We start from the raw sequence: 25,034 nt of genomic DNA, 5'->3' as shown, positions 1-25,034 counted from the left end.
GATACAGGTCTGTACTATAAAACAGACCGTTCTGTAGCGGAGTTGATCATGGACGATCGAAAGACGGTTGCGGTCTATGGCGCCACGGGTCACACCGGGCGGTTTGTCGTCGCCGAACTGGCCCGGCGCGGCATCGGCGCGATCCGCATCGGCCGCGATGCCGCGCGGCTCGCGGAAAGCGGCACAAGCGACGCCGCGCCTTCGCGCGTCTCGGCGATCGACGATCCGGCCGCACTCGACGCCGCGTTGCGCGGCGCGGATGCGGTGATCAACTGCGCGGGCCCGTACCTCGATACCGCGCTGCCGCTGGCTGATGCCGCGCTGCGGGCCGGCATCCCCTATCTCGACCTGACGGCCGAACAGCCGTCGGTGCTGGCGCTGGCCGAACATGCCGATGCCCGTGCGCGCGCCGCGGGCGTGACCGTCGTTCCCGCCGCGGCGTTCTACGGCGGCCTGGCCGACCTGCTCGTTTCGGCCGTCGTCGACCAGCGCGAGCCGATCGATCGCGTCGATATCGCGACCGGCCTCGACAGCTGGCACCCGACGCGCGGCACGCGCGTGACGGGCGAACGCAATCGCGCGGTGCGGCTCGTCCAGAAGGACGGCAAGCCGACGCCGGTGCCGTCGACGGCGCATGAACGCGTGTGGCCGTTCCCGGCGCCGATCGGCACCGTCGACGTGACGCTGCTGCCGTTTTCGGAAGTGATGACACTCTCGCGTCATCTGCGCATCGATACGATCGAATCGTGGCTCGCGACGCTCGCGCTGCGCGACGTGCGCGATGCCGCCACGCCGCCGCCCGAACCGACCGATGCGCTGGGCCGCTCGGCGCAGCAGTTCGCGATGGACGCGATCATCGCGCAGGGCGGCACGACGCATCGCGTCACGGCGTCGGGGCGCGACATCTACGCGGTCAGCGCGCCGATCATCGTCGAGGCGGCCGTGCGCCTGATGACCGGCAAGTCCGTCGTTTCAGGCGGCGTGCGCAGCCTCGGCGAATTGTTCGATGCGCGCGATTTCCTCGCGGCGCTCGATACGGTGGCAGTATCGTTCGGCACGACCACCGATCCGGTTTTCACAAGGAGAGACAAGCATGAGCAGCAATGAGAAAGGCGCGTATTTCCGGTCGCTTCACCGCGCGAGCCAGCCGCTGGCGCTGTTCAACGTGTGGGACGCCGGCAGTGCGCGCACTGCGGCCGACGCGGGTGCGGTCGCGCTGGCGACCGGGAGCTGGTCGGTAGCCGCGGCCAACGGTTTCGTCGATGGCGAGCAGATGCCGCGCGCGCTCTTGATGGAAGTGCTCGAGCGGATCACGCGTGCGACGAATCTGCCCGTCACCGTCGATCTCGAAAGCGGCTACGGCGAGCGGCCCGAGGATGTCGCCGAAACGATCGCGCTCAGCATCGAAGCGGGTGCGGTCGGGTGCAACCTCGAGGACAGTTTTCCTGCGACAGGCGAATTGCGTGACGTCGAAGCAGCGGTAGCGCGTCTCGCGGCTGCACGGCAGGCGGCCGATCGCGCGGGCGCCGACTACTTCATCAATGCGCGTACCGACGTGTTCTTCAAGGCGCCGGCCGACACGCACGACGAACGCCTGCTCGACGAAACGCTGGCCCGCGCACGCGCCTATGCGGCGGCCGGCGCCGACGGTCTCTTCGTGCCGGGCCTGCGCTCGCCCGTGCTCATTCGCAAGTTGACGGCCGCGTCGCCGCTGCCGGTGAACGTGATGCGCGTCGCGGAAACGCCGACGCTCGCCGAACTCGCCGACTACGGCGTGGCCCGCATCAGCCACGGGCCGTATCCGTATCTGCAGGCGATGAAGACGCTTGCGGCAATGGTCAAGCAAGGCGGCTAGCGGATTCGCGGGACGGCCGGGCGTCGCGGCGCGCGTCGAACGATTACATGCGATGTAATTGGCGCGCGACACGACCGTCCCTACGCTTCGGGTGTCGCGCCGCCATTCCGGCGGTGCTCGTCGCCCGGGAGACATCATGTTCGCCTATCCGCTTCATACGATCGATTCGGCGCCTGCCGAATCGAAGCCCGTACTCCGGCAGCTTCAGCAAACCTTCGGCCTGATCCCGAACATCGCCGCGACGATGGCCGCATCGCCGGTGCTGATCAACGGCTTCATCGGCCTGTTCGAGCGCGTGCACGCCAGCAGCCTCACGGAGCCGCAGATCCAGACGCTGCTGCTCACCAACGCGGTCACGAACGCGAGCGAATGGCCCGTCGCGTTCCATACCGCGCTCGCGCTGAAACAGGGTGTGCTCCACGCCGACGTCGACGCGATCCGTCGCGGCGGCCTGCCCGGCGACGCGAAACTGGCCGCGCTGTCGGCCATGGCACGCACACTGATCGAAACGCGTGGCCGCATCGCCGACGCCGACCGGCAGTCCTTCCTCGACGCCGGATTCAGCGCAGAACAGTTGCTCGAAGTCATCGCGGTGGTCGCCGCGTCGACGATCACGAACTACGTCGGCAGCGTGGCGCATCCCACACTCGAAGCCCCGTTCGACGCGTTCGCATGGCATGCGAGCGCCGCGTGAGTCCGTTATAGTCGTGCGCGTCGATCACGGAACGACCAGGGAAAGCCGATGAACGCCAGCCGTCGCGATCCGAACGCGCCGCCACGCGAACTGGGGCAGTTGTTGCGCTACTGGCGCGACCTGCGCGGCGTGAGCCAGCTCGACCTGTCGCTCGACGCCGGCATCTCGCAGCGCCAGATCAGTTTCATCGAAAGCGGACGCAGCGTGCCGGGCCGCGACACGCTGCTGACGCTCGCGCAGACGCTCGACGTACCGCTGCGCGAGCGCAACGCGCTGCTGCTCGCGGCCGGCTATGCGCCGATGTATTCGGAAGCGCCGTGGAACGCGCACGAGATGCACGGCGTGATCCGCGCGCTCGAGCGCGTCGTGCGCCAGCACGATCCGTTTCCGGCGATCGTGATGGATTGCCACTGGAACGTGCTGATGACCAACGATGCGGCGCCGCGCTTTTTCGGCTGCTTCATCGACATGGCGGCGCGCGAAGGCCCGCGCAACCTGCTGCGCCTGATGTTCGATCCGCACGGCATGCGGCCGTTTCTGGCCGACTGGGACAGCGTGTCGCGCAGCCTGCTGCAGCGCGTGTATCGCGAATCGGTCGGCCGCGTGATCGACGACGACACGCAGCGATTGCTCGACGACCTGCTCGCCTTTCCCGATCCACCGCGCGACTGGAAAACGCCGCCGGTGCCGGCCGCCGCGCCCGCGCTGCCGGTCATCCCGATCGGCTTCGTGCACGAAGGCGTCGTGCTGCGTTACTTCTCGTTGATCACGACGGTCGGCACGCCGCAAAGCGCCGCCGCGCAGGAGCTGCGCATGGAGTGCATGTTTCCCGCCGACGACGCGACCGAAGCGCGCCACCGGCAGTTGCTCGACGCGCACGCGCCGGTGCGCTGAGCGGGGGGCTGCGCGTCGCCCGCCCGCAGCGTTCAGGATGCCTTGATGAAATCGACGAACGCGCGCAGTGCCGGCGGCACCAGACGGTGCCCCGGGTAATAGAGAAAGGGCCCCGAAAACGGCCGCCACCACGGTTCGAGTATGCGTTCGAGTGCGCCGCTTTCGAAATGCGGGCGCAGCCACTCTTCGAAGAGATGCACGATGCCCGTGCCGGCGATCGCCGCGTCGACCAGCAGGTCCGACGCGCCGCCGATCTGCACCAGCAGCGGCCCGGCAGCCGGTTCGACCCGCACGACCTCGCCGTCGCGCTCGAACTCCCACGGCGGCATCGCGCCGCTCGCGAAGCGCCCGCGCAGGCAACGATGGTCGAGCAATTCGCGCGGATGCCGCGGCCGGCCATGACGGTCGAGATAGGCGGGGGCCGCCGCGGTCGCAAACCGCTGAATGCGCGGGCCGATCGGCACCGCGATCATGTCCTGTTCGAGCCGTTCGTCGTAGCGGATGCCCGCGTCGCATCCGGCCGCCAGCACGTCGACGAAATTTTCGTCGGCGATCACTTCCAGCCGTATTTCCGGGTATGCATCGAGAAAGCGCGGCACGATCGCGGGCAGCACGAGCCGGGCCGCGCTGAGCGGCACGTTGAGCTTCAGCGTGCCGGCCGGTCTGTCGCGGAATTCGCCGATACCGTCGAGCGCCGCCGCCACTTCGGTCAACGCGGGCCCGAGACGCGCGAGCAGGCGCTCGCCCGCTTCGGTGGGCACGACGCTGCGCGTCGTGCGATGCAGCAGCCGCACGCCAAGCTGCGCCTCCAGCCGGCGCACGGCCTCGCTCAGCCCCGACGCGCTGAGGCCCGTCATGCGTGCGGCGTCGCGGAATCCGCTGGCGCGCGCCACGGCCATGAACGCATTCAGATCGCCCAGATCGGTTTGCATTGTTCGCCTTTTCGTACAACCCGTGCGGATTATGACGGCTTATCGCGCAGACGGCCAATGCCTATGCTGGGCGCATTCATCCACGGATTCACAGGAGCACAGTCATGCCCGACATTCGGCACACCGCCGCCTTCAGGCTCGGCAATCGCAACGTCAGACGAATCGGCTACGGCGCGATGCAGCTCGCGGGGCCCGGCGTATTCGGCCCGCCGAAGGACCGCGACGCAGCATTGAACGTGTTGCGCGAAGCCGTCGCGTCCGGCGTCGACCATATCGACACCAGCGACTTCTACGGCCCGCACGTCACCAACCGGCTGATCCGCGATGCGTTGCATCCTTATCGCGACGATCTCGTGATCGTCACCAAGATCGGCGCGCGACGCGGCGACGACGCATCGTGGCTGCCCGCGTTCGCACCCGACGAACTCGAACGGGCCGTGCACGACAACCTGCGCAACCTCGGGCTCGATGTGCTCGACGTCGTCAACCTGCGCATCATGTTCGACACACACGGGCCGGCCGAAGGATCGATCGAGGCGCCGCTGAGCGCGCTCGCCGAACTGCAGCGGCGCGGGCTCGTCCGCCACGTCGGCCTGAGCAACGTCACGCCCGCGCAGGTCGCGCAAGGCCGGCGGATCTGCGACATCGTCTGCGTGCAGAACCACTACAACATCGCGCATCGCGGCGACGACGCGCTGATCGACGCGCTGGCCCGCGACGGCATCGCCTACGTGCCGTACTTTCCGCTCGGCGGCTTCTCGCCGCTGCAGTCGTCGACGCTGTCCGGCGTCGCGGCACGCGTCGGCGCGACGCCGATGCAGGTCGCGCTGGCGTGGCTGCTGCGCCGCGCGCCGAACATCCTGCTGATCCCAGGCACGTCGTCGGTCGCGCATCTGCGCGAGAATCTCGCGGCGGCCGACCTCGATCTGCCGGACGATGCGCTCGCGGAACTCGACCGCATCGCGGGCGCCGGCGCCGCCTGACGGACGACTGCCGGCGGGCCTGCGAAACGCGGGCCGCCCGGCCGGTTAGGACACCACCACGCCCACCCGCTTCGGCACGCCGGTCACGATCGTCGCTACCGCGACGGCGAGCACGACCGCCGCGCCGACGAACACGCCGGCCGCACCGTTCGCGTCGAACACGACGCCGCCGGCTGCCGCGCCCGTCGCGATCGCGAGCTGGATCGCCGCGACGATCAGCCCGCCCGCGCTCTCGGCCTCGTCGGGCACGGTGCGCGTGACCCACGTCGACCATGCGACGGGCACGCCGCCGAATGCCATCCCCCACAACGCGACGAGCACCGCGTCGAGCATCGGCGCCCGGCCGAGCGCGACGAGCGCGATGCCGAGCACGACCATCAGCGCGGGCATCCCGATCAGCATCGGCCGCAGCCGGTGTTCGAGCACGCGGCCCGCGAGCGACGTGCCGACGAAGTTGGCAATGCCGTAGCCGAGCAGGATCGCCGACAGCCCGTTCACGCCGACGCCCGCGACCTGTTCGAGGAACGGCCGCAGATACGTGAAGAACGCGAAATGCCCGGTGAACACGAGGATCGTCGCGAACATCCCGAGGCCGACGGTCGGCCGGCGCAGCACGTCGATCAGCGTGCGCAGCCGCGTCGTGCCGCTCGGCGGCATCGACGGCAGCGTCATCACCTGCGACACGAACGCGACGCCGCCGAGCCCGGCCGCGATCAGGAACACGTTGCGCCAGCCGATCAGGTGACCGAAGTAGCTGCCCATCGGCGCGGACGCGATCGTCGCGACCGCCACGCCGCTGAAGATGATCGACAGCGCGCGCGGCACCATCGCCGTCGGCACGAGCCGCATCGCGGTGGCCGTCGCCATCGTCCAGAAGCCGCCTAGTGCGACGCCGAGCACGACGCGGCCGATCAGCAGCGTCGTCAGGTTGGGCGCGAACGCGACCGCCAGATTCGATGCGACGAGCAGCACCGAGAACGCGAGCAGCACGCGCCGCCGGTCGATCGTCCGCGTCAACGCGGAGATCAGCAGGCTCGTGACGAGCGCGACCGTCGCGGTGGCCGTGACCGCCTGCCCGGCCACGCCTTCGGTCACGCCGAGGCTGTCGGCCATCGGCGTGAGCAGGCTGGCGGGCAGGAATTCGGCCGTGACGAGCCCGAAGACGCCGAGCGTCATCGCGAATACCGCGCCCCAGGCCGGTTCGCGGGTGGCCGCCGTCGAGGCGGCCGAGGAAATTCCGGGATTCATGTGGCGTTCCGTTTTCGTCTAGGGAAAGTACTGATGACGGCGTATCGTAAGGACCGGCAGCAGGACGGTCTATGACATACAATCCGTTCTTGTTGATCGATCGTCCGAATCTCGCCATGTCCGAACCGCTGCTCCCCCCCGTCCCCGACGTGCACGATCTCGTCAGCGAGCTGCTGCTGGGGATGCGGCTGAGCGGCGTCCAGTACCGCCGCATCCAGGTCGCGCGGCCGTTCGGGCTGAATTTCGGCCAGGCGCCGGGCCGCGCGCAGTTCCATTTCGTCGGGCGCGGGCCCGTGCTGCTGCGCGATGCGTCCGGCGCAACGATGCGGCTCGAAGCCGGCGATGCGATCCTGCTGCCGCACGGGCGCATGCATGCGCTGGTGTCCGATCCGGATGCGCCGTGCCGCGAGATCAACGGCTTCGAAGTCGCGAAGATCTGCGATACGGTCGCGTCGGTGGCGTCGGCCGGCACGTCGCCCGCGGCCGGCGCGACGACCGAGCCGGGCGCCGGCGATGCGCTGATCTTCAGCGCATGCATGGAGCTCGACCTCGGCGGCATGCAGCCGCTGGTCGGCACGATGCCCGAGTTCATGCACGTCGGCACGCTGCTCGCGCGCTACCCGGAAATCCGCCCGATGCTCGACGCGATGGAGCGCGAATCCTGTTCGGCGCGCGCGGGCTTCGCGGGCATCCTCGCGCGGCTCGCGGACGTGGTCGCGGCATTCATCGTGCGTGGCTGGGTCGAGTGCGGATGCGGCGACGCGTCGGGCTGGGTGCAGGCGCTGCGCGAGCCGAAGCTCGGCCGCGCGATCGTCGCGCTGCATCGCGACCCGGGCCGCAACTGGAGCGTCGCGGAGCTGGCCGCCGAAGCGGGCGTATCGCGCTCGGTGTTCGCCGAGCGCTTTCTCGCGGCGACCGGGATGACGCCCGTGCGCTACCTGACCGAGCTGCGGATGCGGCTCGCCGCGCAGTGGATCGCGCGCGACCGCGAGACGATCGAAGCCGTCGCGTACCGGCTCGGCTACGGTTCGCTCGCCGCGTTCAGCCGCGCGTTCAAGCGCGTGGTCGGAAAGCCGCCGGGCGCCGTGCGCGCGGACGGCGAGGTAGCCGACCAGCAATGAAAATCCCGGCAACCGCTGGACGGATCATCAACGCCATTAATACAAAGAATCAGAAAACGCACTTTTACTTATTGTTTTTGGCTTCCGATAAAGGCGCATCTGCCGCGCACGCTGCGCGGCCCGTCATCTCAACGCTGACCGCCCCACCCCGGAGAACGCCATGGCCACGGTTCGTCCCGCCGCCTCATCCCCCGCGCTTCATGCGGCCCCCAACGACCTGAAGCGCATCGCCGTCGCGAGCGTGATCGGCACGACGGTTGAATGGTATGACCTGTTCGTGTTCGCGACCGCGTCCGCGCTCGTCTTCAACAAGGTGTTCTTTCCGAGCTTCGTGCCGATCGTCGGCACGCTGCTCGCGTTCGGCACCTTTGCATCAGCCTATCTCGCGCGCATCGTCGGCGCCGCGCTGTTCGGCCATTTCGGCGACCGGCTCGGACGCAAGTCGATGCTGCTGGTGTCGCTGATCCTGATGGGCTGCGCGACGTTCGCGATCGGCCTGTTGCCGAGCTATGGCGCGATCGGCATCTGGGCGCCCGTGTCGCTGCTGACGCTGCGCATCGTCCAGGGGCTCGCGCTCGGCGGCGAATGGGGCGGCGCGGTACTGATGGCGGTCGAGCATGCGCCTGCCGGCAAGCGCGGCCTGTTCGGTTCGTGGGTACAGATCGGCGTGCCCGCCGGCACGCTGATCGCGAATCTCGCGTTCCTCGTCAGCAGTACGATGCTGACACCTGCGTCGCTGCTCGCGTGGGGCTGGCGCATTCCGTTCCTCGCGAGTGCGCTGCTCGTCGGCGTCGGCCTGTACATCCGTTTGAACACGAGCGAAACGCCGACCTTCGCGAAGGTCAAGGAAGCCGCCGCACAGGTGAAGCTTCCGATCGCCGCGGTGCTTGGCCGCTACGGCAAGCAAGTCGTGCTCGGCGGCGTCGCGACCATGTCGACCGGCACCGCGTTCAACCTGATGGTCGCGTTCGGCCTCACCTACGGCACCCAGACGCTCGGCTTCTCGCGCGGCGCGATGCTGTCGATCGCGTTGATCTCCTGCGCGCTCTGCATCGTGATGCTGCCGCTGTTCGGCCGTCTTTCCGACCGGATCGGCCGCAAGCCCGTCATCATCGGCGGCATTCTCGCCGAGGCGCTGTTTGCCTTCCCGATGTTCTGGCTGCTCGATAGCCGCGAATTCTCGTTCGCGCTCGCAGGCTACCTGCTGATGATGACCGCGTTCGCGGCGAACTACGGGCCGATCGCGACCTTCCTCGCCGAACTGTTCGGCACCGAAGTGCGCTATTCGGGGCTGTCGGTCAGCTACATGCTGTCGGGCCTGCTCGGCAGCGCCGCCACGCCGATCGTGACGACCGCGCTGCTGTCGGCGACCGGGCGCGGCTCGTCGGTCGCGTGGTACATGGTTGCGTCCGCACTGGTATCCGCGCTCGCCCTCCTGCTGCTCACCGAAACGCTGAAACGCGATTTGTCCTCGAACACGCACCGCGACGAAGCGGCCGGCGGGCGAGCATGAATCCGGCCAACCGAACGGTGCGTCCCGTGACACGCTCCCTCGATCACGCACTCGCGCAGCAACTGCGCGACGTGAGCCTCCCGACGCTCGGCCACTTTCTCGAAACCGGCTTCGCGCACCCCGTACTGCGGGCGCTCGTCCCCGACGCGAAGCTGGTGGGCCGCGCGGTGACCCTGCAACTGCGCAGCCCTGACGCGATCGCGGTCAACCGCGCGCTGGCGCGGCTCACGACCGGCGACGTCCTCGTGATCGACATGCACGGCGACCACGCGCATGCGTGCGTCGGCGCGGTCACGGCGACGGCCGCGCAATGCATGGGCGCGGCCGGCATCGTCGTCGACGGCGTGGTGACCGATCTGCGCGAACTCCGGCAGATCGGCCTGCCCGTCTTCGCAAGCGGCACGAGCGCGTTGACGACCAAGCGCCTCGACGACGGCGCAAGCGCGTTCGGCGTGCCCGTTCGATGCGGCGGCATGACGGTGGCACCGGGCTCGATCGTGGTGGCCGACGACAACGGCGTGCTGTTCGCCGACGCAGCAACGCTCGCCGCCGTCATCGAAGCCGCACTTGCGTCGGACCGCGCGGAGCCGGCCCTGCTGGCCCGCCTGCGGGCCGGCGAACCGGTATCCGACGTGCTGTCCGTCGCCGCGCAACGCGAGCATTCGCCACGCTAATGATGCGCATTAGCACAATGAAATTGACGGGCCGCCCCGCTCGGGCGAACACTACCCCGCCACCAATGCCTGAACATGGAGAGACACCGATGCGATCCTTCGAAGACGCACGCCTGCCGGCCGGCACGCACGACTGCCCGCCGGACGAATGGGCGATCCGTACCGACCTTGCGGCGCTGTACCGCCTCGTCGCGCATTTCCGGATGACGGACATGATCGACACACACATCTCGGCGCGCCTGCCCGGCGACACGCCGACCTTCCTGATCAACCGCTACGGCGTGCTGTTCCACGAAATGCGCGCGTCCGATCTCGTGAAGATCGATGCGCACGGCAACGTGATCGACACGCGCGCAGCCGGCGACCCTGCCCGGTTCCGCGTCAACGCGGCGGGCTTCACGATCCACTCGGCGGTCCATGCCGCGCGAGACGACCTGCACTTCGTCGTACATACGCATACCGCCGCGGGCATCGCCGTTTCCGCGCAGGAAAACGGCTTGCTGCCGATCAGCCAGCATGCGCTCAAGTTCTACGAAAAGCTCGGCTATCACGACTACGAAGGCATCGCCCTCGACCTCGCCGAACGCGAGCGGCTGGTGCGCGACCTCGGTACGCACAAGGCGATGATCCTGCGCAATCACGGTTTGCTCGCGGGCGGAGCGACAGCCGCGGAGGCATTCCACGAAATCTACTTCCTCGAACGCGCATGCCAGGCGCAAGTGCAGGCGATGGCCGGCGGTTCAAAGCTGATCGTGCCGAGCGTCGACGTCTGCAGGCGCACGGCCGCGCAATTCACGCGCGACGATTCGGCCGACATCGCCGACACCGCGTGGCGCGCCGCGCTGCGCCTGATCGACGATCCCGCATCCGACTACCGCTGCTGAAACCTCTTCGTCACGTGCCGGCCATCCGGCCGGCCCCAGCCACTGATTCCGATGACTACAATCGCACTCCTCAGCAAAAGCTACGACATGTCGCATCTCGTCGAATCGATCCGGCGCGCCGCGCCGGCTTTCAACGTCGTGATGCACGGCGAACCGGGTGCCGCCGATGCGGAAGTCGCCGCGTGCTGGGATCCGTCGCACGGAGCGCTCGCCGCGATGCCGAACCTGCGCCTCGTCCACAGCATCGCGGCCGGTGTCGACAACATCCTCGCCGACGCCACGCTGCCCGCGCTGCCGCTGTGCCGCGTCGTCGATCCGCAGCATGCGCGCGGCATGAGCGAGTTCGTCACGTGGGGCGTGCTGCATTTCCATCGCCGGCTCGACCTCGCGATGCACAACCAGCAGGCAGCACGCTGGTTTCGCCCGGAACAGGCGCATCCGTCGCAATGCACGGTGGGCATCATGGGGCTCGGCGAGATCGGCGGCCGTGTCGCGGTCGATCTCCAGCAGCGCGGTTACGCGGTCCGCGGCTGGGCGCGCCAGCCGCGCGCGCTACCCGGCGTCGAACTGTTCGAGCACGACGACGGCCTGCACGCGTTTCTCGCCGGCACCGACATCCTCGTGTGCCTGTTGCCGCTGACCGACGAAACGCGCGGCATCCTGAATGCGGCGACGCTCGGCCGGCTGAAGCCGGGTGCGAAGTTGATCCACGTCGGACGCGGCGAGCATCTCGTCGTCGCCGATCTGGCCGCGGCACTCGAAAGCGGCCAGCTCGGCGGCGCACTCGTCGACGTGTTCCCGGTCGAGCCGCTGCCCGCCGACGATCCGCTATGGCATGCGCCGAACCTGATCGTCACGCCGCACATGGCGTCGGTCGCCAGTTCCGACACGATCGGCCAGCAGGTCGCGCAGAACGTGCAGCGGCTGCTGGACGGCGAGCCGCTGCACAACGTGGTGGATGTCGCGCGCGGCTACTGAACGCCGGTGGCCGGCCGCGTCATTGCGCGGCCGGCGCGTCGAGCGCCTCCTGGCGGTCGAGAAACGCATTCAGCGCGTCGACGAACGCGGACTCGGCCGCATTGAGCTTGCGGTCCTGCGACCACAGGAAATGGATGTCGACGTCGGCCACGCCTTCGTCGGGCGGCAAGCGCTGGAAACGTCCGTGCGCGATGTCGTCCCGCACGATGTGCTCGGGCAGGCAGCCGATCCCGAGCCCCGCGAAGATGAAGCGCTTGACCTCGGCCATGCTCGACGACGACGCGATCACGCGCCCGGTGAAACCCATCTCGTCGCGAAAGATCGTCAGCGGCGACATGTGGTCGCCGACCTTGTCGCCGGTGAACGACACGAACGGCAGGCCGGCCAGGTCGGCCGTGCGCAGACCGTCGCGACCGAACAGCGGATGATGACGCCCGCAGAACAGTGCGTAGTGCTGGCGCAGGAACACGCGGGCGTCGATGCGCTTCGGCAGCGCCCGACGCGGTGTCAGCCCGAGCGTCAGCGCCCTCTGTTGCAGGCTGTTGACGACGTCGGCGCTGCGCATCACCTGGCTTTCGAATTCGATGCGCGGATAGGTCCGATGAAATTCGGCGAGGAAATCGTCGTACGCGGGAAAGTCGATGCCGCTGACGATCCCGATGCGCACGGTGCCCGAGATGTCGTGATCGCGATCGACGTCGGCAAGCGACAGGCGCGAGATCGTGCCGTAGATGTCCTCGGCAATCTGCTGCACCTCGATGCCCGCCTGCGTGACCTCGATGCGCGGCCCGTGGCGGTCGACGAGGCGCAGGCCGAGCTGCTCCTCGAGCCGCCGCAGCGCCTGGCTCACGGCCGGCTGCGTGAGGTGCAGGCGCATCGCTGCACGGCTCACGCTCTTCTCCCGCGCGATCGCGAGGAAGGTCCGCAGCAGGTTCCAGTCGAGGCGGTCGTTCAGGTAGGTATCGGGGCGGTCTTTGCTCATCGCGGGTCTCACGGCTTCATCATTCGCAAAAATTATACTCAGGATAACGATTAAAAATTGGACTAATTATTTTGAATTTTCGATAAAGACGACACGATGAACTCCGGCCGTCTGGCGGCCGACCGATCAGGAACCTCGACGATGCTGAAGATCAATGCTGAACGGCTCTGGCAGAGCCTCATGGATATGGCGCAGGTGGGCGCGACCACGAAAGGCGGCGTGCGCCGCCTCGCGCTGACCCGGGAAGACGCGGCCGGCCGCGCGCTGTTCGAGACGTGGTGCCGGGAAGCAGGGCTCGTGCTGTCCGTCGATCGCGTCGGCAACCTGTTCGCGCGGCGCGCGGGCCGGCAAGCCGCTGCCGCACCCGTCGCGAGCGGTAGCCACCTCGACACGCAGCCCGAAGGCGGGCGCTTCGACGGCGTATACGGCGTACTCGCCGCGCTCGAAGTCGTGCGCACGCTGAACGACGCGGGAATCGACACCGAACGGCCGATCGAGATCGTCGTGTGGACCAACGAAGAAGGCGCCCGGTTCACGCCGGCGATGCTCGGCTCCGCCGCGTTCACCGGCGTGATGCCGCTGGAAGCCGCGCTCGGATCGCGGGATGCGGCGGGCGAAAGCGTCGCCGATGCGTTGCACGCGACCGGCTACGCGGGCGAGCGCGCGGTGCCGGGCACGGTGTTCGACGCCTACTTCGAAGCGCATATCGAACAGGGGCCCGTGCTCGAGGAAAACGGGGTACCGATCGGCGTCGTGACGGGCGGCCAGGCGATCCGCTGGCTCGACGTGCGTGTCGCGGGCCAGGCCGCGCATGCGGGCACGACGCCGATGCAATACCGAAAGGATGCGTTGTTCGCCGCAACCGACATGGCCGCCGAACTGGAGGCGATCGCCGCCGATTTCTTTCCGCTGGGCCTGACGACAATCGGCGAATGGCAGATCCGCAATGCGTCGCGCAATACGATCGCGGGCGACGTCGCGTTCACGGTCGACCTGCGCCATCCGGACGACGCGGCGATCGCCGACATGGAAGCCGCGGTGCGCGCACGTTTCGGCGCGGTGGCCGCGCGGCGCGGCGTGACGGTCGAAATCAGCCAGCATTGGGTCAGCCCGGCCACGCCGTTCGATCCGGCCTGCGTCGACGCCGTTCAGCACGCGGTCGACGGGCTGGACTATCCGAACCAGCGGATCATCAGCGGAGCGGGACACGACGCGATCCATCTCGCGAAACATTGCCCGACCGCGATGGTGTTCATTCCGTGCGTCGGCGGGTTGAGCCATAACGAAGCCGAGGATGCGCTGCCAGCCGATGTTGCGCGCGGCGCGGACGTGCTGCTGCATGCGATGCTCGCCCGTGCGGGTCGCGCGTGACCGATCCCGTCCGCTTCCTGCCCCCGCAATCGTCCCCGACCATGACACGCTACCCTCATCGACCGCTCGCCACGCTGCGACGCGCCTGGCTTTTCGTGCCCGGCGCCGACACCGCCGCCCACGTCGCCGCGCTCGGCACGTCTGCCGACGCGATCGTCGCCGACCTGGAAGAAATGACCGTGCCCGCCGACCGGCCGGCCGCCCGCCTGCATATCGTCGCACTGCTCGCCGACGCGGCTGCCTGCGGCGCGCTCGGCGCGGTGCGGATCAACAAACTGGAACATGACGGCCACGACGATCTCGATGGCGTGATGCCTGGCCGGCCCGCGGCGATCTTCCTGCCTCACGCGGAAACCCCGCTGCAGCTCACCCGGCTGTCCGATGCGTTGACGGCGCTCGAAGCGCATCACGGTATTCCGGAGGGGTCGACGGAAATCGTGCCGACGATCGAGTCGGCATACGGGCTCGTGCACCTCGGCGCAATGCTCACCGCAAGCCCGCGCATCCGCCATGCGATGCTGGCGGTCGAGGATCTCGCAGCCAGCCTCGGCGCACGCCGCTCGCGCGACGGGCGCGAACTGCTGCATGCGCGCAGCCGGTTCCTGATCGAGTGCGTCGCCGCCGGTCGCGCACCGATCGATCTGCCCTGCACCTACCGCGCGCCGGACACGCTCGCGCTCGACCTCGATACGTCGACGCAGCTCGGCTTCCAGTCGAAATGCGCGGTGTTCGCCGAACACGTCGACGCCATCAACCGCGCGCTGACGCCTACCGACGCCGACGCGGATGCAGCACGCGCGTTGCTCGACGCCTATCGTGCGCAAGCAGCGTCCGGCCACGGCGCCGCGCCCGACAGGATCGACGCGCCGGACGCGAACAACGCGCGCCGCCTGCTCGAACGCCATACGCAATGCCGGCGCATGGCCGACGTGCACGCCAGGGGGTCGAGCATAAGCACCACTAATGCTGGCGATTAAAAAAACAGAATTTTACGCACGCATATCGGCGACGGATAAACCACGCAGCCACCTCGCAACTCCGCAGGCAGCGCATTGCCGTGGCCGACCGCCCCACAGGACGAACCACAGGACAGCCCATGTCTCAACCCACCCCCACCACGCATCAACCCGTGCGCGCCGCCACCGCTGCGTTCATCGGCACCGCCGTCGAGTTCTACGACTACTACACGTACGCGACCGCCGCGGCGCTCGTGCTCGGCGACGTATTCTTTCCGAGCAGCAACCATTACCTGAGCACGATGGCGTCGTTCGGCACCTTTTTCGTCGGCTTCGTCGCCCGACCGCTGAGCGGCGCGGTGTTCGGCCATCTCGGCGACCGCATCGGCCGCAAGAAGATGCTCGTCCTGACGATGTTCCTGATGGGCATCGCGACGACCGGTATCGGCCTGCTGCCGGGCTACGCGACGATCGGTATCTGGGCACCGATCCTGCTGGTGTTGCTGCGGATACTGCAGGGCATCGCGGTCGGCGGCGAATGGGGCGGCGCCGTCCTGATGGCCAGCGAACATGCTCCGGCCGGGCGCAAGACGTTCTTCGCGTCGTTCCCGCAGATGGGCAGCCCGGCCGGGCTGATCCTGTCGTTGCTGTCGTTCCGCTTCGTCACGTCGCTCGACCATGAGAGCTTCGTCAGTTGGGGCTGGCGCCTGCCCTTCCTCGCGAGCTTCGTGCTGCTCCTCATCGGGATGGCCATCCGCCTCGGCGTGAAGGAATCGCCCGAATTCGAACGCGTACGCGATACCAACGCAGTGGCAAAGTACCCGGTCGCCGAAGTGCTGCGCACGGCCTGGGCGCCGATCCTGCTGGCGGCCGCGGCGACGACGATCGGCTCGGCTGGTTTCTTCTTCACGAACACGTTCATGATTTCGTATGTGACGACCTACCTCGGCATGTCCAAATCGTTCATCCTCGATTGCCTGTTCGTCGTCACCGTCATCCAGTTGCTGTCACAGCCCGTCTCCGCGCTGCTCGCGCAACGGTTCGGCGAGACGCGCTTCCTGACCTGCGCGGCGCTCCTGTCGATGGCGACACCCTATCCGATGTTCCTGCTCGTTCAGACCCAGAACCCCGTCGCAATCGTCGCAGGCATCTCGTTTGCGGTCGTCACACTGTCGGCCGTCTACGCGGTCATCGCCGGCTTCATCACGCCGGCGTTCCCGACGCGCGTCCGCTATTCCGGCATTTCGATCGCCTACCAGCTCTGCGCGATGATCGCCGGCGGCACGACGCCGATGATCGGCACGCTGCTTGCCCAGCAGTTCCGCGGGCAATGGCTGCCGCTGGCGGCATTCTTCACGCTGCTGTCGTTCGTCTCCCTCGTCGGCATCATCGGGCTCGGGCGGTACTGCCGGCGTCAGCGCGCCATCCTCAACGGCTCGCTAGCGACAAGTCCGTAATACCCGGCTGGCGAGCGACGTCGGCGGCTCGCGTAGCGCATTGATCCGGCCCGTTCAGCCGCTGCGCGCCGCGAGCTTGTCGACCAGCGCCGTCGCGCACTGCACGGCAAGCTCCGCGCACTGCTCCGCATCCACGGCCGCACCGTTCGCGATGGTGCCCTGCACGATCCGGCCCAGCAATTCCTTCGAGAGATCGGCGATCTCGTAGTCCCGTTCCGTCATGATGTCCCTCCTGCGCGTCGGCCGATGGCCGCGACGCGCTCACTTCCGCTGCCCGTTCAACGCCCTTTCGCGCGCACGACGATCTGCGCCTGCGTGTCGCGCTCGATGCGTTCGAGCGACGCGCGCAGCGCCGTGAATTCGTCGGGCGTGCACACCTGCCGGCCGAACTCCGCGTTCATCCGCCGCGTGACCTGCACCACGCGCGCGGCCGCGTCGAACACGTAATGCGACGTGAAATCGACGAAGCGGTCGTGCACGGCCGCATCGGCCGGCAGGTCGGTCACGACGACGTCGGCCGGCAGCGCGATCTGGCCGGTCTCGTCGAACCTGCCGCCGATACAGCCCCACGGCTGCGTACGCACGGGTTCGGCCAGCCAGCTCTCGACCTGCGTCGCGATGCCGCCCGTGAGGCTCGACAGCGCGGGCAACGCGGTCGTGCCGTCGGACCATACGAAATGATCGAGCGTGCCCGTGATCGTCACGTCGAACGGCCCGTCGGTCACGCGCCGGTCGCTGGTCGACAGTTGCGCGCGGCCGCGCAAGCCGCTTTGCCGCAGGCGCTCGGTCGCGAGCTGCTCGATGCGGTCGTGCGTCGCGCGGCGAAACAGGTTGCGTTCGAGTTCGGCCGTCCAGCCTGCGTCGGCGATGTACGCATGAAAGCGCGCGGCGCCGGGCTGCGCGGCATCGATCTCGAGCCGTGCGATACGACCGCGCGGCTGCGTGGCCGGCGTGCGCGACAGCACGCCCGTGTCGACCAGCAGCGCGGGGCGATCCATCACGATCGGCGGCAGGTAGCCGAACGCGATGCCGGCTGTCGTCGTATCCGCATAAAGCGCGAGATCGGGCAGCCACGTGATCGCGTGATTGATCGCGCCGCCGCCGTAACCGGGCACGGACGGCAGCGTGTACACCGAACCGAGATTGATCAGCACCGGTTCGCTGCGGATGCCGACGGCCGCGAGCAGCGCGCCGAACAGCGCGACATGGTCCTTGCAGTCGCCGTAGCGGTTGCGCAGGATGTCCGTTGCGCGATGCGGCGCGGCGGCCGTTTCGCCCAGGAACAACCCGACGTAGCGCACGTTCGCCTGCACCCAGTCGTACAGGATGCGCGCCTTGTCGCGCGGCGCGGCGGCATCCGCGGTGAGCGCGCGCGCCAGCTGCACGACGGCCGGATCGTCCACGCTCGGGTCGACGGCCGCGTTGCGGTAGCGCGCGGCGAACGCCGCGTAGTCGGGCAGCGTCGACACGACGAGCCGGTCGCCATAGGTCGGGTAGCCGACCGCGCCGTTCTCGATGCGGTCGTACGGGCCGTGCCGGTAGTCGAATTCGTAGCGCGTGCGGCCGTTCGCCGTGACCGGCGGCAGCGCGACATAGCCGCGCGCGTCCGCGTACAGCGGCATGTCGGCCGGCACGTCGAAGATCAGCCGCTGATTGTCGACGGGCTCGCGCGACGGCTCGACGTAGTAGCCGAAGTAGCCGCGATTGACGGGCTTCGTGCGCGTCTTGCGGAACGCCACGCGCGTGCTCGACCCGGCTTCGACGCCGGGAAACACGACCGTGCGCAACAGCCCGTCCTGGAACGTCGGCGCGCCGGCCGAGCGCGGCTCCTGCACGTCGCGGATGCCGTCAGCGCCGACCGGATGCGCGACGCCGTCGCGGCCGATCGTCTCGGCCGCGAGCAGGTCGACCTGCTCGAGATTCTTGTCGTACCACACGTAGCGCTGCGCAACCGCGTCGATGCCGTTCGCATTGTTCGCGCGCAGCGTCGAATCGTCGTGCTCGTCGAGCGATCCGTCGTGCCGGATCACGAATTCGTGGACGTCGCTGACGAGCGTGACGGGCGCTTCGTCGGCAACGCCGTTCGCGCCGTCCGCCGCCGTGCTCGTGCTCGTGCCCGCACCCGGCGCCGCACCGACGGCGTTCGATGCGCAGAACGCCGCAGCGCATGCCAGCATCCAGCCGGCCAGGCCGACAGAAAAGCGCACCACATCGCACCTCGTCGCGGTTCACGGAAAGCGCGGCCGCGCAGCGGACAGCGGCAACCGCGCGACTCTCGTGTCGGCCAGTGTGGGCGACGCATACGCATGCGTCAAGCCGGTGCACGCCGGCCTACAATGAGACTTGGAAGCATCGTCGCGTGCGGCCGCCGGCATACGCTCGAATGCCTGACGCCGGCGAAGGATCGTCCGCGCGCGACCGGGAGGCACCATGGAAAACGGAATCGTGGAAGTCGTCGTGCTGCTGGCGTTTGTCGCGCTCGTCGTGCTGTTCTTCGTCAAGCGTCCGGGGCGCGACCGGCTGAGGGCCAAATTCCATCATCCGCCGCTGCGGCGGCCCAACCGCCCGCATCGGCATCATCAGCCGTGACGGCTGCTACCGGCAGTCGCCCACGCGCTTGCCGCGCCACGTCCACGCGAGCGTGTACGCGCCGGCCTGCGCATGCTGCCCGCGCAACCGTCCCTTCAGGTCCTGGCTCGTCGGCGTGACCGCGCCCGTCACGGTGCCGTTGCCGCTCCGCCGCTAACCGACGTTCATCGGCAGCAGCACCATCTGCTTGCCCTCGACATGCAGGCGCGCCTGCAGCTCGACGGGCGTCTGGTTGTGCAGCCACGCGGTCAGGAAATTCACGCGCCGGAAGATCAGCTTGCTCGCGAAGCACACGGCATTCGGATACTCGTCGAGCGTCGACGACGCGAGGTTCATGAATTCCACGACCGGATTCGTGCCGAACGCGATCCGGTAGTCGGCCGCGATGCCGTTGCGGCGGCAGTGCGCGACATAGTAGTCGAGCGCCTCGGTGATCGAGTGACGCAGCCGTTCGAGATGTTCATGCCCGTCGTACGCCTTCGCATCGACCTCGCCGACCGCGAGGAAGATCACGTTGCGGAAGTGCCCGGGAAACAGCCGGTTCACCCACAGCAGCGCGTGCATGCTCGCGCCGCGATGCTTGCCGACCAGCAGAACGGCCGTCGGTTGCGACGGATCGGGCTTGCCGGGCGCGGTAGCCTCGTCGACCTCGGGCGGCTTGCCGGAGAACAGCGCATCTTCCTTCGCGAGCTGCGCGCGCGTGTACGCGTAGTGGCGGTTGATCATGAAGCACAGCGCGATCACCGCGCTCGTCACGAGCACCGTGAGCCATCCGCCGGCGGTGAACTTCTCGACCAGCGTGATGACGAGCACGGTCGCCGTCACGCTCAGTCCGAGCGCCGACAGGAAGAAATGCTTGAACCAGCCGCGTTCGCTGCGATGGCGCCACCAGTACGTGCACAGCCCGAGCAGCGACATGCTGAACGTGAGGAACACGTTGATGCTGTACAGCACGACGAGCACGTCGACGCTGCCGTGCGTCCACAGCAGGATCAGCAGGCTCGACAGGCCGACGACGATGATGCCGTTCTGTCGCACGAGGCGCGTGGACAGGTCGCGGAAATGGCGCGGCACCCACGAATCCGACGCCATGTTCGACAGCACGGCCGGGCCGTCGAGAAAGCCCGTCTGCGCGCCGACCATCAGCAGCCCGGCCTCGAACGCGAGCACGGCCGCGAGCAGCGCATGTCGCGCGAACGCCGAGCCGAGCCCGAGATGGTCGATCACGCTGCCGAACACCACCGCGTTGAGCGTCTCGCCTTCGACGGGATGCGCGTGCCACAGCATGTACAGCAGGATGATGCCGCCGGCCGTGAACGCGAGCGACGTCGACATGTACCACATCGTCACCTTGCCATTCGGCACGCGCGGATCGGCGAGCATGTTCACGTTGTTCGATACGGCCTCGAGGCCCGTATAGGTGCCGCCGCCGAGCGAGAACGCGCGCATCAGCAACGCGAGCATCACGAACACGCCGAGCGACTGCGACATCCCGTGCGCCTCGTGCACGGCATCGGGCACGATCATCGCGAGGTTGCTGCCGTGCACGGCGACGCCATACACGATCAGCCCGAAGTGCAGCACGACGAAGCCGATGAAGATCGGCAGCAGCACCATGATCGATTCGCGCATCCCGCGGAAGTTGAGCCCCGTCATCAGCAGGATCAGCACGATCTCGGTCGTGAGCTTGAACGCCTGCGCACTCACCGGCAGCAGGCTGAAGAACGCATCGACGCCGCTCGCAAGCGAGGTCGCGACGGTCAGCACGTAGTCGACCAGCAGCGCCGCGCCCGACACGAGCCCCGGCTTCGCCCCGAGCAGCGCGGTCGCGACGCGGTAGCCGCCGCCCCCCGTCGGGAACAGCTCGATCACCTGGTTGTAGCCGAGCGCGATGATGAAGACCGTGGCCGCGGTCGCGAGCGCGAGAAACAGCGCGAGCGGCGTGTGGTGCGCCAGTGCGAGGAACGCCTCTTCCGGGCCGTAGCACGACGACGACAACCCGTCGGCGCCGAGCCCGACCCAGGCCAGCAACGGCGTCACGGCGATCGCATGCCGCGTGCGCGGATCGAGCGGGTCCAACGGTTTTCCGACCAGCAACTGCCACGCTTTCTGGAATGTGGTCACGGCTCCTCCGGCACGCACGACGCATCGGCGACACTGCTCTAAAAGTAAATGAGTTCCGGGACGACTTCCAGTCGGCGTATTCCATAGGGCGGCGGCGCGTGATGCCGATTTTCTTTCAACACACCGACATTTTTCAGACAGTCGCACTACAACCGCGCAAGCCGGACATGACAGTGCGGCTGCGGCACGCTCGTGTTGCGCGCGGCAGCGGCGCGGCCGATCGACATGCAACGGGACACATATGCGCGCCGATGCGAGTGCTCATCGGATCCATGCTCGACGGCGACACACACCTTCGTGCACGGACCCGGTGGCCCGTGCAGCGCGTCAGCCGGCCTCGCCCAACGCACGGGCGAGCAGGCGCGACACGCCGACGAAGGCCGGATGCGACGCGGTGATCACGAAGGTAGGAATCCTCGCGAGATAGCCGGCAAAGCGGCCCTTCGCCTCGAAGCGGGCGCGAAACGGCGACGCATCGAACAATGCGCCGAGGCGCGGCACGACGCCCCCGCCGATATGGATGCCGCCGGTCGCGCCGAGGGTCAGCGCCAGATTGCCCGCGAACGTGCCGAGCATCCCGCAAAAGCAATCGAGCGTCGCCACGCAGCGTGCGTCGCCGGCGAGCGCACGATCGATGATGGCGGCCGTATCGGCCGCGTCGGCCTCGGGTGCGTCGCAGCCGTCGCGCGCGGCGAGCGCCGCGTGAATCACCGCGATGCCGGGGCCCGCGACCAGCCGCTCGAACGACACGTGCGGCCAGCGCGCCCGCGCGTAGTGCAGCACGTCGGCCTCGCGTGCGTCGGCGGGCGCGAACGACACATGCCCGCCCTCGCCGGACAGCGGCACCCATGCGTCGCCCGCGCGCACGAGCGCCGAGACGCCCAGCCCCGTTCCGGAACCAAGCACACCGATCGTACCCGCGGGCGACACGTACCCGCCGCCGACCTGCCGCCGCTGCCCCGCGGACAGATGCGGCACGGCCATCGCCAGCGCCGCGAAGTCGTTGAAGACGTGCAGCGTGTCGAATCCGAGCGCGCGGCGTGTCGCGTCGATCGAGAAGCGCCAGTCATGGTTGGTCATGCTGACGATGTCGCCGTCCACGGGATTGGCGATCGCGATCGCCGCATCCCGCACCCGCACGCCGCCCGCGTCGCGCAGGAACGCGCGCACCGCGGCGTCCACGCCGGCATGGGCGCTGCATCGATAGACGCGCACGTCGCCGATCCCGCCGAGCGCGGTCTCCAGCGCGAAGCGCGCGTGCGTGCCGCCGATGTCCGCCAGCAAGCGGGGTTCGCCAGTGCGCACGCCGCACGGCGCAACCGGATGACCGTTCAGGGTCGCTTCGCTCATCGTATCTCCCGGATTGTCATCGTGTGTCGATCGCAACGGTCATGGCACGTCCACGCCGCGCGCCGCGGCCAGCAGTTCGAACCAGTGCTCGCGCCCGAGCGAGATGCGGGTCGCGTCGACCGCTTCGCGCAGCGCCGCTATCCGGCTCGACCCGACGATCGGCAGCGGCCGGCACGGCAGCGCGAGCAGCCACGCGAACAGCACCGTCGTCGCTGGCACGCCGAGCGCGTCGCCGATCCGCGCCGCGGTCGCGCGCACGCGCGTCGCGGCGGGCGACGCCTCCGTCAACAGGCGTCCGCCCGCGAGCGGCGACCACAGCATCGGCGGACAGCGCCAGCGCTGCGCCTGGTCGAACGTGCCGTCGTCGAGCGGCGCGAGATGCAGCAGCGAGCATTCGACCTGGTTCGTCGCGAGCAACATCCCGTGCGCCGCCATCCGGTCCTGCAGCAACTCGGCCTGCGCCGGCATAAAGTTCGATATCCCGAATGCCCTCACCTTGCCGTCGCGCCGGAGCGCGGCGAAGGTCGTGGCGACTTCGTCGGCATCCATCAGCGGATCGGGACGATGCAGCAGCAGCAGGTCGAGCCGCTCGGTGCGCAGCGCGCGCAGCGACTGCTCGACCGACGCGACGACATGCGCGGCCCGCGTGTCGTAGTGCTTGATCCCGTGCGTGGGCCGGCGCGCGGACACGAGCCGGATCCCGCATTTCGTGATGATCTGCATCCGCTCGCGCAGGTGCGGCGCATCGGCCAGCACGTCGCCGAACAGGCCCTCGGCCGTGTAGTCGCCGTAGATGTCCGCATGGTCGAAGCTCGTCACGCCGAGTTCCAGCGCCGCCTCGATCAGCGCACGGCGCTCGCGCGCCGACAACGCCCAGTCGCCGATCCGCCACATCCCGAACACGATGCGCGAGAACGGCGCGGCATCGGCACCCATCGATATCGTCGTACAGCGTTCCGTCATCGCGCTCACCACCACCATTCGACCTGCGCGCCGACCGTCGAACCCGTACGCGACGTGCCGAAGATGCCCGTCGTCGACAGCGGATCGCCCGGCGCCGCCGCATCCTGAGCGGCCTTGTTCCAGCGTGCATACGTATAGAACACGCGGAATTCGGGCCGCGACCAGAACGAGCGGTCCATCGCGAGCGTCAACGCGACGCTCGCCTTCAGCAGCGTGCGCGTCGGGCCGCCGGACGGCGTCACGCGATCGTGCCCGAGGTCGCCCTGCAGCTTGATGTGCTGCGTGAACGCATACACCGGCCGCACGCCCATCGATACCCAGGTCTGCGACCCGCCCGACGGCGCGATGTCGCGCTGGTAGATGCCGACCACCTGTCCGCTGAAGTCGCGCGTCGCCTGCCAGTCGAACGCGTCGAGCACGCGCAGGCTCTTGTAGCGGTTGTCGTTGGTCAGCGTTCCCGTGTAGCCGAGGCCCGTGCCCGGACCGACGCCGTACTGGAACGCGAGCTTGTTCTTGCCGCCGAGCAGGTTGGTCTGCACGTGCTGGACCGTGAACGACCAGCCGCTGTGCGCGTCCTGCAGCATGCCGCCCGCGTTCAGCACCGGCGCGCGGGCCGGGATGTACGACAGCCCGAACTGCAGTTCGCCGCCGGGGTTCGGGTGCACGCCCGACAGTTGCAGGTCGTGGCGCGTCGCATAGTTGGGCTGGTCGATGTAGTCCTCGCGAAACAGCGCGTAGCTGAGCTTCAGGCCGCCGCCGATCGGCACGTTCTCGATGCCCGCGCCGAGGCCGCTCGGGTTCCAGTAATAGAAGTCGTTGATGTGGACGTCGTTGCGACGGTAGTAGATTCGCCCGAACCAGATGCGCATGTCGTCGAGCCCCGGGAAGTTCGTGAGCTGTACATACGACTGCGGCAGGCGCACGCGCCCGTGATTGCCGTCGAAGGTCGGCGTCCGGTCGAGATCGTTGACGAGGCTCGCCATGCCGACCGCAGACAGCTGCATGCCGTTCGAGAACTTGTACAGCGTCTGGTCGATCTCCAGCTCGCTGTAGATCTGGCATTCGTTGCCGAGCCGGTATTTGCTCTGCGCGCCCGGCAGCTGGAAGCAGGCCTGCGAGTGACTGTCGCTCGTGCCGATGCCGGCCCGCATATAGCCGTGGAACTGCGTCCACGGCGTCAGCTGGTTCCAGGCCGACGACGGCGTCGGCGTGGCCACGTTGGCGGGGCTCGTGTCGGCCGGCACGACGCCGGTTGCCTGCGAGAGGCCGCCCGGCGCGCTGTCCGCGGCGACCGTCGTCGCCGGATCCGGCGCCGCGTGCAGCGCGGCCGATGCGACGGCCAGCGAGAAAGCGGCGGCGAGCCGCGTGAGCCTGAGCGGGGTGCGTGCCGGGGCGCGCGCGGCGCGGCCTGCTTCGTCGATCATGAACGTGTCTCCAAACGTTGTCAGTGCGCCGCGTGCGATGCG

23 protein-coding genes and 1 pseudogene are annotated in these 25,034 nt (G+C 68.5%); 14 read left to right on the top strand and 10 right to left on the bottom strand.

Translation table 11 applies throughout. The features are described 5' to 3' along the window. The first annotated feature begins 48 nt into the window (after positions 1-48). The 4 genes from OEJ37_RS07445 to OEJ37_RS07430 all read left to right on the top strand — a co-directional run bounded on the left by OEJ37_RS07445 (position 49) and on the right by OEJ37_RS07430 (position 3,443). Positions 49-1,107 (top strand): saccharopine dehydrogenase family protein, encoded by a 1,059-nt coding sequence (locus OEJ37_RS07445; protein WP_263343780.1) that lies wholly within the window; start codon positions 49-51, stop codon positions 1,105-1,107. Continuing rightward, positions 1,094-1,855 carry an isocitrate lyase/phosphoenolpyruvate mutase family protein gene (locus OEJ37_RS07440; protein WP_263343779.1) on the top strand — a complete coding sequence of 254 codons (762 nt, stop codon included), beginning with the start codon at positions 1,094-1,096 and terminating at the stop codon, positions 1,853-1,855. The genes OEJ37_RS07445 and OEJ37_RS07440 overlap by 14 nt, the downstream gene beginning before the upstream one ends. 136 nt (positions 1,856-1,991) lie before the next feature. Next, positions 1,992-2,549 (top strand): carboxymuconolactone decarboxylase family protein, encoded by a 558-nt coding sequence (locus tag OEJ37_RS07435; protein ID WP_263343778.1) that lies wholly within the window; start codon positions 1,992-1,994, stop codon positions 2,547-2,549. Between the two features lie 48 nt (positions 2,550-2,597). Further along, positions 2,598-3,443, top strand: a complete 846-nt coding sequence (locus OEJ37_RS07430; RefSeq protein ID WP_263343777.1) for a helix-turn-helix domain-containing protein — start codon at positions 2,598-2,600, stop codon at positions 3,441-3,443. 32 nt (positions 3,444-3,475) lie between these two features. On the opposite strand, the gene OEJ37_RS07425 is transcribed toward OEJ37_RS07430, so the two are convergent. Continuing rightward, complete coding sequence (locus tag OEJ37_RS07425; RefSeq protein WP_263343776.1) at positions 3,476-4,375, bottom strand: LysR family transcriptional regulator; 900 nt, start codon at positions 4,373-4,375, stop codon at positions 3,476-3,478. A gap of 104 nt (positions 4,376-4,479) precedes the next feature. On the opposite strand from OEJ37_RS07425, the gene OEJ37_RS07420 reads away from it, so the two are divergent. Further along, entirely contained in the window at positions 4,480-5,358 is an 879-nt protein-coding gene (locus tag OEJ37_RS07420) for an aldo/keto reductase family oxidoreductase (RefSeq protein ID WP_263343774.1), read from the top strand. Between the two features lie 45 nt (positions 5,359-5,403). Here the strand turns inward: OEJ37_RS07420 and OEJ37_RS07415 are convergent, their stop codons facing one another. Then, a complete protein-coding gene (locus tag OEJ37_RS07415) occupies positions 5,404-6,606 on the bottom strand; it encodes an MFS transporter (RefSeq protein ID WP_152856690.1) in 1,203 nt (400 codons plus the stop codon). A 71-nt stretch (positions 6,607-6,677) separates the two neighbouring features. Here OEJ37_RS07415 and OEJ37_RS07410 point away from each other — a divergent pair, with 71 nt between their 5' ends. From OEJ37_RS07410 to OEJ37_RS07390, 5 genes are all read left to right on the top strand, one after another. Continuing rightward, positions 6,678-7,727, top strand: a complete 1,050-nt coding sequence (locus tag OEJ37_RS07410; RefSeq protein ID WP_263343772.1) for an AraC family transcriptional regulator — start codon at positions 6,678-6,680, stop codon at positions 7,725-7,727. Positions 7,728-7,887: 160 nt separating this feature from the next. Next, on the top strand, positions 7,888-9,240 hold the full coding sequence (locus OEJ37_RS07405; protein WP_174420292.1) for an MFS transporter: 1,353 nt from the start codon (positions 7,888-7,890) through the stop codon (positions 9,238-9,240). Positions 9,241-9,266: 26 nt separating this feature from the next. Continuing rightward, a complete protein-coding gene (locus OEJ37_RS07400; RefSeq protein ID WP_263343771.1) occupies positions 9,267-9,914 on the top strand; it encodes an RraA family protein in 648 nt (215 codons plus the stop codon). A gap of 89 nt (positions 9,915-10,003) precedes the next feature. Then, entirely contained in the window at positions 10,004-10,798 is a 795-nt protein-coding gene (locus OEJ37_RS07395) for a class II aldolase/adducin family protein (RefSeq protein WP_263343770.1), read from the top strand. A 51-nt stretch (positions 10,799-10,849) separates the two neighbouring features. Next, a complete protein-coding gene (locus OEJ37_RS07390) occupies positions 10,850-11,776 on the top strand; it encodes a 2-hydroxyacid dehydrogenase (protein ID WP_263343769.1) in 927 nt (308 codons plus the stop codon). A 19-nt stretch (positions 11,777-11,795) separates the two neighbouring features. Here the strand turns inward: OEJ37_RS07390 and OEJ37_RS07385 are convergent, their stop codons facing one another. Beyond that, entirely contained in the window at positions 11,796-12,758 is a 963-nt protein-coding gene (locus tag OEJ37_RS07385) for a LysR family transcriptional regulator (RefSeq protein ID WP_263343767.1), read from the bottom strand. Positions 12,759-12,899: 141 nt separating this feature from the next. Between OEJ37_RS07385 and OEJ37_RS07380 the strand changes: the two genes are divergently transcribed. From OEJ37_RS07380 to OEJ37_RS07370, 3 genes are all read left to right on the top strand, one after another. Further along, a complete protein-coding gene (locus tag OEJ37_RS07380; protein ID WP_263343765.1) occupies positions 12,900-14,129 on the top strand; it encodes a Zn-dependent hydrolase in 1,230 nt (409 codons plus the stop codon). Between the two features lie 41 nt (positions 14,130-14,170). Further along, positions 14,171-15,106, top strand: a complete 936-nt coding sequence (locus OEJ37_RS07375) for an HpcH/HpaI aldolase/citrate lyase family protein (RefSeq protein WP_263343764.1) — start codon at positions 14,171-14,173, stop codon at positions 15,104-15,106. 119 nt (positions 15,107-15,225) lie between these two features. Further along, entirely contained in the window at positions 15,226-16,542 is a 1,317-nt protein-coding gene (locus OEJ37_RS07370) for an MFS transporter (RefSeq protein ID WP_174420299.1), read from the top strand. 54 nt (positions 16,543-16,596) lie between these two features. Here OEJ37_RS07370 and OEJ37_RS07365 read toward each other — a convergent pair whose 3' ends face one another. Both OEJ37_RS07365 and OEJ37_RS07360 read right to left on the bottom strand, forming a co-directional pair. Next, positions 16,597-16,764: a hypothetical protein gene (locus OEJ37_RS07365; RefSeq protein ID WP_263343763.1), complete on the bottom strand. Its 168-nt coding sequence runs from the start codon at positions 16,762-16,764 to the stop codon at positions 16,597-16,599. A gap of 56 nt (positions 16,765-16,820) precedes the next feature. After that, complete coding sequence (locus OEJ37_RS07360) at positions 16,821-18,752, bottom strand: DUF3857 domain-containing protein (RefSeq protein ID WP_263343762.1); 1,932 nt, start codon at positions 18,750-18,752, stop codon at positions 16,821-16,823. Between the two features lie 235 nt (positions 18,753-18,987). Here OEJ37_RS07360 and OEJ37_RS07355 point away from each other — a divergent pair, with 235 nt between their 5' ends. Continuing rightward, positions 18,988-19,131, top strand: a complete 144-nt coding sequence (locus OEJ37_RS07355; RefSeq protein WP_165948047.1) for a hypothetical protein — start codon at positions 18,988-18,990, stop codon at positions 19,129-19,131. A 6-nt stretch (positions 19,132-19,137) separates the two neighbouring features. Here the strand turns inward: OEJ37_RS07355 and OEJ37_RS07350 are convergent, their stop codons facing one another. The 5 genes and pseudogenes from OEJ37_RS07350 to OEJ37_RS07330 all read right to left on the bottom strand — a co-directional run bounded on the left by OEJ37_RS07350 (position 19,138) and on the right by OEJ37_RS07330 (position 24,992). Then, on the bottom strand, positions 19,138-19,263 hold the full coding sequence (locus tag OEJ37_RS07350) for a hypothetical protein (protein ID WP_263343761.1): 126 nt from the start codon (positions 19,261-19,263) through the stop codon (positions 19,138-19,140). Positions 19,264-19,284: 21 nt separating this feature from the next. Continuing rightward, positions 19,285-21,255 (bottom strand): APC family permease, encoded by a 1,971-nt coding sequence (locus OEJ37_RS07345; protein ID WP_263343760.1) that lies wholly within the window; start codon positions 21,253-21,255, stop codon positions 19,285-19,287. Between the two features lie 342 nt (positions 21,256-21,597). Continuing rightward, positions 21,598-22,605, bottom strand: a pseudogene (locus tag OEJ37_RS07340) (glucokinase); the annotation flags it as partial. A 39-nt stretch (positions 22,606-22,644) separates the two neighbouring features. Beyond that, positions 22,645-23,586, bottom strand: coding sequence for an aldo/keto reductase family oxidoreductase (locus OEJ37_RS07335; RefSeq protein ID WP_411859243.1), 942 nt, complete (start codon positions 23,584-23,586; stop codon positions 22,645-22,647). Continuing rightward, entirely contained in the window at positions 23,574-24,992 is a 1,419-nt protein-coding gene (locus OEJ37_RS07330) for a maltoporin (protein WP_263343758.1), read from the bottom strand. The genes OEJ37_RS07335 and OEJ37_RS07330 overlap by 13 nt, the downstream gene beginning before the upstream one ends. Positions 24,993-25,034 lie beyond the last annotated feature (42 nt).

The organism is Burkholderia sp. BKH01, assembly GCF_025685725.1.
Taxonomy (GTDB): Bacteria; Pseudomonadota; Gammaproteobacteria; order Burkholderiales; family Burkholderiaceae; genus Burkholderia; species Burkholderia pyrrocinia_C.
This window is presented reverse-complemented; position numbering and strand designations above follow the sequence as displayed.

Bases quoted from the DNA above. Each gene is read 5' to 3' on its own strand.
- OEJ37_RS07445 (WP_263343780.1), top strand. From the start codon at position 49: ATGGACGATCGAAAGACGGTTGCGGTCTATGGCGCCACGGGTCACACC.
- OEJ37_RS07440 (WP_263343779.1), top strand. From the start codon at position 1,094: ATGAGCAGCAATGAGAAAGGCGCGTATTTCCGGTCGCTTCACCGCGCG.
- OEJ37_RS07435 (WP_263343778.1), top strand. From the start codon at position 1,992: ATGTTCGCCTATCCGCTTCATACGATCGATTCGGCGCCTGCCGAATCG.
- OEJ37_RS07430 (WP_263343777.1), top strand. From the start codon at position 2,598: ATGAACGCCAGCCGTCGCGATCCGAACGCGCCGCCACGCGAACTGGGG.
- OEJ37_RS07425 (WP_263343776.1), bottom strand. From the start codon at position 4,375: ATGCAAACCGATCTGGGCGATCTGAATGCGTTCATGGCCGTGGCGCGC.
- OEJ37_RS07420 (WP_263343774.1), top strand. From the start codon at position 4,480: ATGCCCGACATTCGGCACACCGCCGCCTTCAGGCTCGGCAATCGCAAC.
- OEJ37_RS07415 (WP_152856690.1), bottom strand. From the start codon at position 6,606: ATGAATCCCGGAATTTCCTCGGCCGCCTCGACGGCGGCCACCCGCGAA.
- OEJ37_RS07410 (WP_263343772.1), top strand. From the start codon at position 6,678: ATGACATACAATCCGTTCTTGTTGATCGATCGTCCGAATCTCGCCATG.
- OEJ37_RS07405 (WP_174420292.1), top strand. From the start codon at position 7,888: ATGGCCACGGTTCGTCCCGCCGCCTCATCCCCCGCGCTTCATGCGGCC.
- OEJ37_RS07395 (WP_263343770.1), top strand. From the start codon at position 10,004: ATGCGATCCTTCGAAGACGCACGCCTGCCGGCCGGCACGCACGACTGC.
- OEJ37_RS07390 (WP_263343769.1), top strand. From the start codon at position 10,850: ATGACTACAATCGCACTCCTCAGCAAAAGCTACGACATGTCGCATCTC.
- OEJ37_RS07385 (WP_263343767.1), bottom strand. From the start codon at position 12,758: ATGAGCAAAGACCGCCCCGATACCTACCTGAACGACCGCCTCGACTGG.
- OEJ37_RS07380 (WP_263343765.1), top strand. From the start codon at position 12,900: ATGCTGAAGATCAATGCTGAACGGCTCTGGCAGAGCCTCATGGATATG.
- OEJ37_RS07375 (WP_263343764.1), top strand. From the start codon at position 14,171: ATGACACGCTACCCTCATCGACCGCTCGCCACGCTGCGACGCGCCTGG.
- OEJ37_RS07370 (WP_174420299.1), top strand. From the start codon at position 15,226: ATGTCTCAACCCACCCCCACCACGCATCAACCCGTGCGCGCCGCCACC.
- OEJ37_RS07365 (WP_263343763.1), bottom strand. From the start codon at position 16,764: ATGACGGAACGGGACTACGAGATCGCCGATCTCTCGAAGGAATTGCTG.
- OEJ37_RS07335 (WP_411859243.1), bottom strand. From the start codon at position 23,586: ATGGTGGTGGTGAGCGCGATGACGGAACGCTGTACGACGATATCGATG.
- OEJ37_RS07330 (WP_263343758.1), bottom strand. From the start codon at position 24,992: ATGATCGACGAAGCAGGCCGCGCCGCGCGCGCCCCGGCACGCACCCCG.